At 70.6% G+C, this 8,946-nt stretch carries 12 protein-coding genes and 1 pseudogene; 4 read left to right on the forward strand and 9 right to left on the reverse strand.

The features are described 5' to 3' along the window. On the reverse strand, nucleotides 1–379 hold a 379-nt coding region (locus E1286_RS43475; RefSeq protein WP_484213929.1), incomplete at its 3' end, for a beta/alpha barrel domain-containing protein. A 134-nt stretch (nucleotides 380–513) separates the two neighbouring features. On the opposite strand from E1286_RS43475, the gene E1286_RS43480 reads away from it, so the two are divergent. Next, a complete protein-coding gene (locus E1286_RS43480; RefSeq protein WP_132622683.1) occupies nucleotides 514–891 on the forward strand; it encodes a MerR family transcriptional regulator in 378 nt (125 codons plus the stop codon). Between the two features lie 82 nt (nucleotides 892–973). On the opposite strand, the gene ygfZ is transcribed toward E1286_RS43480, so the two are convergent. The 4 genes from ygfZ to E1286_RS43500 all read right to left on the reverse strand — a co-directional run bounded on the left by ygfZ (nucleotide 974) and on the right by E1286_RS43500 (nucleotide 3,467). Next, on the reverse strand, nucleotides 974–1,912 hold the full coding sequence (ygfZ, locus tag E1286_RS43485; protein WP_132622685.1) for a CAF17-like 4Fe-4S cluster assembly/insertion protein YgfZ: 939 nt from the start codon (nucleotides 1,910–1,912) through the stop codon (nucleotides 974–976). Nucleotides 1,913–1,980: 68 nt separating this feature from the next. Continuing rightward, nucleotides 1,981–2,406: a Fur family transcriptional regulator gene (locus tag E1286_RS43490; RefSeq protein ID WP_132622687.1), complete on the reverse strand. Its 426-nt coding sequence runs from the start codon at nucleotides 2,404–2,406 to the stop codon at nucleotides 1,981–1,983. 279 nt (nucleotides 2,407–2,685) lie between these two features. Continuing rightward, the gene (locus E1286_RS43495; RefSeq protein ID WP_132622689.1) at nucleotides 2,686–2,982 is read right to left on the reverse strand and encodes a DUF2470 domain-containing protein; all 297 of its coding nucleotides are present in this window, start codon (nucleotides 2,980–2,982) and stop codon (nucleotides 2,686–2,688) included. Further along, nucleotides 2,979–3,467: a heme-binding beta-barrel domain-containing protein gene (locus E1286_RS43500; RefSeq protein ID WP_132622691.1), complete on the reverse strand. Its 489-nt coding sequence runs from the start codon at nucleotides 3,465–3,467 to the stop codon at nucleotides 2,979–2,981. Before E1286_RS43500 ends, E1286_RS43495 begins: the two co-directional genes overlap by 4 nt. A 62-nt stretch (nucleotides 3,468–3,529) precedes the next feature. Here E1286_RS43500 and E1286_RS43505 point away from each other — a divergent pair, with 62 nt between their 5' ends. Continuing rightward, on the forward strand, nucleotides 3,530–3,892 hold the full coding sequence (locus E1286_RS43505) for a DsrE family protein (protein ID WP_132622693.1): 363 nt from the start codon (nucleotides 3,530–3,532) through the stop codon (nucleotides 3,890–3,892). A gap of 18 nt (nucleotides 3,893–3,910) precedes the next feature. Here E1286_RS43505 and E1286_RS43510 read toward each other — a convergent pair whose 3' ends face one another. Beyond that, nucleotides 3,911–4,690 (reverse strand): ArsR/SmtB family transcription factor, encoded by a 780-nt coding sequence (locus E1286_RS43510; protein WP_132622695.1) that lies wholly within the window; start codon nucleotides 4,688–4,690, stop codon nucleotides 3,911–3,913. Nucleotides 4,691–4,783: 93 nt separating this feature from the next. Between E1286_RS43510 and E1286_RS43515 the strand changes: the two genes are divergently transcribed. Both E1286_RS43515 and E1286_RS43520 read left to right on the forward strand, forming a co-directional pair. Continuing rightward, a complete protein-coding gene (locus tag E1286_RS43515) occupies nucleotides 4,784–5,677 on the forward strand; it encodes an AraC family transcriptional regulator (RefSeq protein ID WP_132622697.1) in 894 nt (297 codons plus the stop codon). A 107-nt stretch (nucleotides 5,678–5,784) separates the two neighbouring features. Further along, a complete protein-coding gene (locus E1286_RS43520; protein WP_132622699.1) occupies nucleotides 5,785–6,543 on the forward strand; it encodes an SDR family NAD(P)-dependent oxidoreductase in 759 nt (252 codons plus the stop codon). Here E1286_RS43520 and E1286_RS43525 read toward each other — a convergent pair. The 3 genes and pseudogenes from E1286_RS43525 to E1286_RS43535 all read right to left on the reverse strand — a co-directional run. Continuing rightward, nucleotides 6,540–7,253: a type 1 glutamine amidotransferase gene (locus tag E1286_RS43525; protein ID WP_132622701.1), complete on the reverse strand. Its 714-nt coding sequence runs from the start codon at nucleotides 7,251–7,253 to the stop codon at nucleotides 6,540–6,542. The genes E1286_RS43520 and E1286_RS43525 overlap by 4 nt on opposite strands. Further along, a complete protein-coding gene (locus E1286_RS43530) occupies nucleotides 7,243–8,472 on the reverse strand; it encodes a MurT ligase domain-containing protein (protein ID WP_132622703.1) in 1,230 nt (409 codons plus the stop codon). The genes E1286_RS43525 and E1286_RS43530 overlap by 11 nt, the downstream gene beginning before the upstream one ends. A gap of 76 nt (nucleotides 8,473–8,548) precedes the next feature. Beyond that, nucleotides 8,549–8,946: pseudogene (locus E1286_RS43535) on the reverse strand (ATP-binding protein); the annotation flags it as partial.

Here is an 8,946-nt window from a genome sequence, read left to right on the forward strand (position 1 = left end):
CCTGGCCGACGGCGGGGACGGCCGAGGGGCCCACCGGCTGCATGCCCGTGGTGTCGGGGTGGGAGACGCGCCCGCCGTGCATGATCTGCGCGAAGATGCGCCCGCCGTTGGTGTGCACCGCGTCGGTGACCGGCCGCCAGGCTGCGACCTGGGCGTCGGTGTACAGCCCCGGGGTGCCCGGGTTGGACTGCCCGACGAGGCTGGGCTGGATCCCTTCCGTCACGATGAGGCCGGCAGTGGCGCGTTGCGTGTAGTACGCCGCCATCGACGGCGTCGCCAGGCCTCCCGCGGCCGCACGGACCCGGGTCATGGGGGCCATCACCACACGGTTGGGCAGGGTCAGCGCGCCCAGGTGGTAGCGATCGAACAGAGTCGTCATCTCCGCGTACCTTTCAGGATTCTCCGTAGACGGTCACGCCCCTCAAGGGGGCCGCGACGACTAAGCTAGAACCTGACATTGACGTCAGAGGCAAGCGTTCGGCGGAAGATTTTTTCGACGGAAGGGAAAAGGCGATGCGGATCGGGGAGCTGGCGTCACAGGCCGGGGTGAGTGTCCGGTCTCTGCGCTACTACGAGGAGCGGGGCCTGCTCAGCAGCACGCGCAGCGCCAGCGGGCAGCGCCGGTACACGGACGACGAGGTCGAGCGGGTCCGGTTCATCCAGCGTCTGTACGCGGCCGGGCTCTCCAGCCGTACGATCGCCGAGCTGTTGCCATGTGTCGACTCACCGAGTGAGCGGAACGACGACGAGGGGTTCGAGCGGCTGACACAGGAGCGGGAGCGGATCGACCGGCACATCGAAGAGCTGTGCGAGACCCGCGAGGCCCTTGACCGGCTCATCGACGCCAACCGCGCACACCGCGCACAGCTGGCCGGCGGTTCGCCGGCCTAGAGCCCTGCCTCCCGGCCGAGCCGGGCGCGTCCGCGCCCGGGCCGGTGACACGACGGGCGGCCTGCCCGTCGGAGAACGCCCGTCAGCGCAGGCGGCGGCGGAGGGTCGGGTCGATGGAGACGTTGCGGCCGGCGTCCGGCGGGACGACGACCTCCTGGGAGGCGGCCACGCCACCGGCCAGCAGCGGGGCGTCCACCGGGACCGTGCGTTTGACGACGGCCAGGGCGATGGGGCCGAGCTCGTGGTGGCGGGCGGCCGAGCCGACCACGCCGACCTCCTGGCTCTCGAACATCACCGGAGCGCCGTGCGGCGGCAGCGTGTCGACGCTGCCGTCGAGGTGGAGGAACACCAGGCGGCGCGGCGGATGCCCGAGGTTGTGGACCCGGGCCACGGTCTCCTGGCCGCGGTAGCAGCCCTTGGTGAGGTGGACGGCCGAGCCGATCCAGCCCAGCTCATGGGGGATCGTCTTGTGGTCGGTCTCGAACCCGAGCCGTGGCCGGTGTGCCTCGATGCGCAGCGCTTCGTACGCCCACAGCCCCGCCAGCGGCCGGCCGAGATGATCGGCCAGCTCGGCGCGTGGCACCAGGAAGTCTTCGGAAGCCGTGGAGAGCACCGCGAGGTCGTCGGCCCGCGACACCTCCACGCGCAGCATGAACCGCATGCGGTCGAGGTAGTCGATCAGGCTCTGCGCGGTGCCCGGCTCGACGTGGGCGAGCACGCTCTCGCCGTCGTCGACCAGCGTCAGGTGGTGTTGGACGCGGCCCTGCAGGTCGAGGTCGAGGGTTTGGGTCCACTCGCCGGGCCGCAGCGTGTCGAGCTTCTGCGAGGTGAGGTCGTTGAGCCATTTCAGCCGGTCGGCGCCGGTGACGCGGATCACCTCGCGGTTGCTGCGGTCGACGACCGCCTCTCCCTTGGCCAGCGCGCGCTGCTCGGCGTACAGGTCGCCGTAGTGCGCCGCTACGTCGGAATCCGGAGCGTCCGCCGGGACGGCACCGGGGAGATCGAGCAGAGGGCTACGCATGCCCTCCAGGCTATCCGCACCCGCCGGGACACCCGCGCGGGGTACGCCCACAGCGTCATCCTGCGGCGTCATCCCTTGGCGCGGCGGCAGTCGCGGCAGCGGCCGAAGACCGTCAGGTGATGGACGTCGGCGTCGAACCCCAACTCCTCGTCGAGTCCCTTGACCAGCCCCTCGGCCAGCTCGGGCCGCACCTCGAACACCTCGTCGCAGCTCCGGCACACCAGGTGGACGTGGTCGGCCTCGGCCGCCAGGTGGTAGGTCGGCGCGCCGTGCCCGAGGTGGGTGTGGGTGACCATGCCGAGCTCTTCGAGCAGCTCAAGCGTGCGGTAGACGGTCGAGATGTTCACCCCGCGAGCGGTCTCGCGGACTTTGACGCAGATCTCCTCCGGTGTGGCGTGCTCCAGCTCCTTGACCGCTTCGAGGACGAGCTGGCGCTGCGGAGTGACCCGGTAGCCCTTTGCGCGGAGTTCTTCGTGCCACTGCGTCTCCGTCATGTCCCGAGTCTACGGCGCGGGGATATTCACTTGCTCCTCTCGCGGACGACCGCATAGCTTCGTGGGTACGCGGAAAGGAGGTGGTCCGAATAATGGTGATTCATAGTCGGGCTAGCGAGGTGGTTGTCCGCTAACGTCGCGGACTCGTTGTCTCGTTGACGTCAGCGAATACGAGGCAACCACCGGGGCCCCTGGCAGCCGGAGGGCGGGATCGTCATCCCGACCATGGTCCATCCGGCCCACCTGCGCGGCAGGTGGAGTGTCGCCCGGGGCCCTTTTTCAATGCTCTCCCTTGGCGGGGATGCCGAGCCGGCCACACGCCTCGCGGTAGAGGCGCACGACGGCCTCGCGCACCTGGGCGCGCTCGGTCAGCGTCTCGCCCCACCCCACCCGCACCCGCTCGCCGCCGTCGATGGTGAACTCGATGCCCTCGGCGTCGACGCCGCTCGTCATCGCGGTGGACGCCTCGGGGCGCTCGGCGAGACCCTGAACGATGATCAGCGCGTCTTCCGCGTGGTCGTCGTTCATGTGGCGCTTGATCGCCTCGACCGCTTGGGGGGTGAACGGCGTGCTCATGCGACCTTCTTCAGCTCCGCGGACATGTGGTCGGTGAGCGGGTGGCCGCCGGCCGCCATCTCGTAGGCCCACATGAGATTGCCGTTGACCAGGCCGTACAGGCGGTGGCCCGCGGTGTACTCCTTGGCCGAGGCGGTGCGGGCGACGACGTCGGTGCGCAGCTCGATCTTGTGGAAGACGACCTCGCCGATGTAGATCTCGACGATGCCGGTCGGGTGGGAGAGCACGACCTCGATCTGCCGTTCGGGCTGCGTACGCCAGTAACCCGACTCCGTCGCCAGCGGTTTGACGCGGTTGCCGTCGTCGTCGAGCAGCCAGGTGCGGCTCACGTACTCGAGGAACGGCTTGCCGTTGTGCGTGAACTCGATCTCCTGCCCGAAGTTGAAGCTCTCGATCGTGGGATAGCCGCCCACGCCGGCGCCTTCCCAGCGCCCCAGCAGGAACGCGATCGGCTCCAGGTCGGGGTGCACCTCAGGTTCTTCCATGCTCACCAAGCCTAGTGCCGCTCGGCGCGTACGGCGTCGGCCGGAGGCGTAGGGTGACGGATATGGCACGATCACTGGTGATCAAGGTGACCGCCGGCGCCGACGCCCCCGAGCGCTGCAACCAGGCGTTCACGGTCGCGGCCACGGCGCTGGCGAGCGGCGTACCCGTCTCTCTGTGGCTGACCGGCGAGTCGGCGTGGTTCGCGCTGCCGGGGCGGGCCAAGGAGTTCGGCCTGTCGCACGCGGCGCCCCTGACCGACCTGCTCGACGCCGTGCTGGCGGCCGGGCGGGTGACGCTCTGCACCCAGTGCGCGGCCCGCAGGGACATCACGGTCGACGACGTCATCGAGGGTGTGCGCATCGCGGGGGCGCCGGCGTTCGTCGAGGAAGTGATGAGCGAGGGCGCTCAGGCCCTGGTCTACTGACCGCCCACGGCGGTCAGGTCATGCCGGCAGGGGTTCGCCGGTCTCCAGGAGCGTCTTGAGGCTCGACAGCAGCTCGGGCCAGCCCTCGCCGATCGACTTCCTGACCTCGCTGCCCGGCTCGAACCCACCGTGCACGACGGTCAGCTTGACCATCCCGCCCCGCGGCTCGATGTCGAACGTCACCCTCGACCTCCGTTCCTCGGCCACCCTGGCGACGCCTTCGGCGTCCTGCTCCATGGCCTCGGCGAACTCGGGGGTGAAGGAGTGCCAGGTGTAGGCCAGGCGGCGGGGCGGGTCGGACTCCAGGACCACCTGCTCGGGGTCCTCGATCGTGGCGCCGTTCATCCGCCAGGTCACCGTGGAGCCGACCTTCCAGTCCGACTCCAGGGCGATCCCCCAGTAGCGCTGGGTGAAGGCCGGCTCGGTGAGCGCCTGCCAGAGGCGTTCGGCGGTGGTGTGGATGTATGTGGTGTACACGAAATCGGACACGCGACTGTCCTCCAATGCCGTTTTCAGGTCGACCAGGGCGCCGGCTCGCCGGCGGTCGTACTGGTTGATCCAGCGGTCGGCGATGGCGTTGATCGGCATGGCGTTGAGGTAGTGCAGCTTCTCCCGGCCCCGCCACACGGTGGTCACCAGATCGACCCCCTCCAGCACGGCCAGGTGCTTGCTGACCGACTGCCGGGTCATCTCGAGCCCTGAGCACAGCTCGCGCAGCGTCTGCCCGTTACGGGCGTTGAGGCTGTCGAGCAGCCTGCGGCGACTGGGGTCGGCCAGCGCCTTGAACACCTCGTCCATCTACCGCCATCCCGAACATGCAACCGTTTGGCTGCATGAGGGACGATAGGCAACCGGACGGCTGCACGTCAACCGGTGTGCTGCAATCGGTGCATGGACCTGGACGAGCTTCGCACCCTGCTGGCCCGGCACGTGCGGCCCGACGGGAGCACGGCCATCGACGGCGTGCTGATCTCGAAGGTCGAGCGCCCCGAGCCGCCGTCGCCGTCGATGTCCGGCACGGTGCTGGCCGTCATCGCCCAGGGCACGAAACGGCTCGCGCTGGGCGAGCGGGTGTACGAGTACCGCGCCGGGCAGTACCTCGTCGCCTCGGTCGACCTGCCGGTCACCGGCCACTTCATCGAGGTGAGCCCGCAGTGCCCGGCGCTGGGGTTCGGGCTCACGCTGGAGGCGTCCGCCGTCGCCGAGCTGTTGCTGCGGGCCGCGCCGGGCGACGTCCCGCGCGCGGACGGCCGGGCGGCGCCGGGGATCGCCGTCAGCGACGCACCCGACGAGTTGCTGGACGCGGTCGTCCGGCTGCTGCGCCTGCTCGACCAGCCCCGCGACCGGGCGGTGCTCGCCCCTCTGATCAAGCGCGAGATCGTGTGGCGGCTGATCACCGGCGCCCAGGGCGGCGTCGTACGCCAGCTCGGCCTGGCCGACAGCAACCTCAGCCACGTCGCGCGCGCGGTGCGGTGGATCCGCGACCACTACGCCGAGGCGTTCCGGGTCGAGGACGTGGCGCGGCTGTCCGGCATGAGCGTCTCCGCCTTCCACCGCAACTTCCAGGCGGTGACCGCGATGACCCCCATCCAGTTCCAGAAGCAGATCCGGCTGCAGGAAGCCCGGCTGCTGCTGGCCACCGGCCCCCATGACATCACCGGCGTCGGCCACCGCGTCGGATACGACAGCCCGTCACAGTTCAGCCGCGAGTACCGCCGCCAGTTCGGCGTGCCACCCAGCCAGGACGCCGCCCGCCTGCGCACCCCCATGCCCGCTCTGCCGTGACGGGCACGATCGTGCAAGGGCGTAAGAGGATCTTTCTACTGTCACCCCAGGTCAGGCTGCTTCCATGAAGGAGTCAGGTTCTCGATGACTCCCACAGGAGGCACACCATGAAGGTCGCCATCGTCACCGGCGGCAGCTCCGGCATCGGACAGAGCGCGGCGGTCCAGATCGCCAAGCGGGGCGCCGGGGTGATCCTCACCTACGGCGCCAACCGGCAGGGGGCCCTGGACACCGTCGCCGCGATCGAGAAGGAAGGGGGCACGGCCGCCGCCCTGCCGCTGGACCTCGGCGACACCGGCGGCTTCCCGGCGTTCCGCGAGCAGGTGATCGACGCGCTGAGCGGCCTCTGGCAGCGCGACACCTTCGACTTCCTCGTCAACAACGCCGGCTTCGCGCAGATGTCGATGTTCGAGGACACCACCGAGGAGCTGTTCGACCGGTTCTCGCGGGTGCTGCTGAAGGGGCCGTACTTCCTGACGCAGAAGTTGCTGCCGCTGATGACCGACGGCGGCGCCGTCGTCAACGTCTCCAGCAACTCCGCGATGGCCTCCGGCCTGGAGGCCGGCTACTCGGCGTACGCGACGATGAAGGGCGGACTGATCGTGCTGACCCGCTACATGGCCAAGGAGTTCAGCACGCGCGGCATCCGCGTCAACGCCGTCTCGCCGGGCTCCACCCGCACCCGGCTCGCCGACAACGCCTTCGAGCGGTTCCCCGAGGTGATCCCGGCCCTCGCGGCGAAGACCGCGCTGGGCCGGGTGGGCGAGCCGGACGACATCGGCATGGTGATCGCCGCGCTGGTCTCCGAGGAGGGCCGCTGGATCACCGCGCAGAACATCGAGGTGGCCGGCGGCTACAACCTCTAGGGCTGCAGGACCGTGCTGAGACGCTCCTGGCGGAGAGCCTCGTAGGGGGAGTCGTCGAGCGACGTCAGCTGCCCGGCCCGCCACGACAGCAGGAGGTCGGCCAGCGCCGGGTTGCGGGCCAGGGCGGGGCCGTGGAGGTAGGTGCCCACGACGTGGCCCGCGTAGCAGCCCTCGAAGCCGTCGCCGTTGCCGACGCCCTTGACGGTCTTCGACAGCGGCCGGACGCCGGGCCCGAGGTGGGTGACGCCCATGTGGTTCTCGAAGCCGGTCAGCGTGGGCAGGCCGAGCGCGGCGTCGACCTCGGCGACCAGCTCGCCCACGGCCCTGGCGGGGCCGCGCGAGCTGGAGATGTCGAGCAGGCCGATGCCGCCGACCGGCTGGCCCTCCTCGCCGCCGAACGTGCTGCCCATGATCTGGTAGCCGGCGCACACCGCGAGCAGCGCCGCCCCGCGCGCGATCGCGCGGTGCAGGCCGCCGTCGCGACGCAGGCGCTCGGCCGCGAGGATCTGCGGGCGGTCCTCGCCGCCGCCGATCAGGTAGATGTCGCCCGTCTCGGGGACGGGGTCGGCCGAGCGTACGTGGATCGTCTCCGTCTCGATGCCCCGGCGGCGCGCACGCTGCTCCAGGACGAGCACGTTGCCCTGGTCCCCGTACGTGCTCAGCAGGTCGGGGTAGATCCAGACGATGCTGAGGGCGCTGTCAGACGGCACGTCCGAACTCCGATCGGATCTGCTGGAAGGCGGTGTAGTTGGCGATCACGTCGACCCGGCCGGGCGGCTGCATGGCCAGCGCCTCCGAGAACGTGTTGCACAGCGTGAACGGCACGTCGGCCACGTCGAGCCGCAGCGCCAGGTCGAGGCGGCGTTCGCCGGTGACGAAGACGGGACGCCCGCGCAGGATGCGGTAGTCGACGTCCCACAGCCACGAGGTGTCGCGGCCGTCGGGGCCCTGGGCGTTGACCGACAGGATGATCGGCAGCTGCGGATCGGCCACGTCGAACGCCTCCAGCCAGCCGGCCGGGTTCTTCGCCAGCAGCAGCCGGGCGTTCCTGCCGTCGCGCTCGACGGTGGTGTAGCGGCCGGCGACCGAGCGGACCTCGCGCAGCCGGGGCAGCGCCCGGTCGACCGGCAGCCCGAACGCCTCGGCCACCGCCAGCGCCATCACCGCGTTGGAGCGGTTGGCCAGGCCGGGAAGCTGGATGTCGAGCAGCCATCGCTGCCCGCGCGGGTCGACGGCCACGTCGTCGTCGAGCGCCCACTGCGGCTCCGGCCGGTGGAAGGTGCACTCGCGGCACGCCCAGTCGGCGTCCTTGCGGTCGAGCGGGCCGCCGCACTCGGGGCAGCACCAGGAGTCTTCCTTCCACCGCTGGCCGCCGGCCACCCAGGTGACCTTGGCGGCCGTGGAGGCGCCCCAGGTGACGAGCGGGTCGTCGCAGTTGGCGATGACGTGGGTGGGCTTGCCCGACAGCGCCCTGCGCCACTTCTGGGCGAGCAGCCAGATCTCACCGGCGCGGTCCATCTGGTCGCGGCTGAGGTTCATCAGGCACACGACGCCCGCGCCGGTGGTGTCGAGCACCTCGGGCAGATATTTCTCGTCGACCTCCAGCACCCCGTAAGGGGCGCCCTTGTGCTGGGACAGGGCGGAGACGTGGCCGGCCGGCATGTTGGCGCCGAAGGCGTTGGTGGCCACCTCGCCGAGCTCCAGGAGCGCCGAGGTGATCAGCCTCGTCGTGGTGGTCTTGCCGTTGGTCGCGCTGACCAGGGACAGCTTGCGGTCGCGTGCCAGCTTGCGCAGGAGATCGGGCTCGAGCAGCAGGCCGACCCGCCCGCCGATCACCGAGCCGTCACCGCGCCCGGTCATCCGGGACAGTGTGGCGGCACTGCGGCCCAGGGCGCTGGCGAGCTGTGCCCGCAGAGGAAGCTGGGTCATGTGCATGGATCCTAGTCGGAAGTGCCCCGTAGTCTGGGAGACGCACACGAAACCAGCCGCCGTGACGACCGCCGAGTCAGGACATCGGGACGGGGGCCGGGGCGGGGAGTTCGGTGAAGGTGAGCTCCGGCGCGCCTCCGTGGTCGAACGGCAGCACGAACCGGCGCGGCCACGCCAGCACCCCCTCCAGCCAGCCCGCTCCCATCGTCTGCCCCACGTGCCGGATCCTGGCCGACGACTCGACGCCGATGGCCACGGTCGTGATGTCCCGGTGCACGCTCTCGTGCTCGTCGTCGCCGAGGATCACCCGCCAGGCCAGCGCCCGGTTGTGGTCCACCTCCATGGACAGCGGGTGGTGCCGCAGCGCCTTGGCCCGGTGGCCGAGCAGCTCGGCGTGGGAGAGGTCGCCGCTGCCGTTCTGCGCGCGGAACAGGGCGTACTCCATGGGCGGGGCGGGGCTGCGCAGGTTCGGGG

Origin of the sequence: Nonomuraea terrae, assembly GCF_004348995.1 — a bacterium.
Classification (GTDB): Bacteria; Actinomycetota; Actinomycetes; order Streptosporangiales; family Streptosporangiaceae; genus Nonomuraea; species Nonomuraea terrae.

What these genes read in the sequence shown, in the direction of transcription:
- E1286_RS43495 (WP_132622689.1), bottom strand. Translation starts at nt 2,982, where the DNA reads ATGAGCACGCCGTTCACCCCCCAAGCGGTCGAGGCGATCAAGCGCCAC.
- E1286_RS43510 (WP_132622695.1), bottom strand. Translation starts at nt 4,690, where the DNA reads ATGGACGAGGTGTTCAAGGCGCTGGCCGACCCCAGTCGCCGCAGGCTG.
- E1286_RS43505 (WP_132622693.1), top strand. Translation starts at nt 3,530, where the DNA reads ATGGCACGATCACTGGTGATCAAGGTGACCGCCGGCGCCGACGCCCCC.
- E1286_RS43490 (WP_132622687.1), bottom strand. Translation starts at nt 2,406, where the DNA reads ATGACGGAGACGCAGTGGCACGAAGAACTCCGCGCAAAGGGCTACCGG.
- E1286_RS43500 (WP_132622691.1), bottom strand. Translation starts at nt 3,467, where the DNA reads ATGGAAGAACCTGAGGTGCACCCCGACCTGGAGCCGATCGCGTTCCTG.
- E1286_RS43530 (WP_132622703.1), bottom strand. Translation starts at nt 8,472, where the DNA reads ATGACCCAGCTTCCTCTGCGGGCACAGCTCGCCAGCGCCCTGGGCCGC.
- E1286_RS43520 (WP_132622699.1), top strand. Translation starts at nt 5,785, where the DNA reads ATGAAGGTCGCCATCGTCACCGGCGGCAGCTCCGGCATCGGACAGAGC.
- E1286_RS43515 (WP_132622697.1), top strand. Translation starts at nt 4,784, where the DNA reads ATGGACCTGGACGAGCTTCGCACCCTGCTGGCCCGGCACGTGCGGCCC.
- ygfZ (WP_132622685.1), bottom strand. Translation starts at nt 1,912, where the DNA reads ATGCGTAGCCCTCTGCTCGATCTCCCCGGTGCCGTCCCGGCGGACGCT.
- E1286_RS43480 (WP_132622683.1), top strand. Translation starts at nt 514, where the DNA reads ATGCGGATCGGGGAGCTGGCGTCACAGGCCGGGGTGAGTGTCCGGTCT.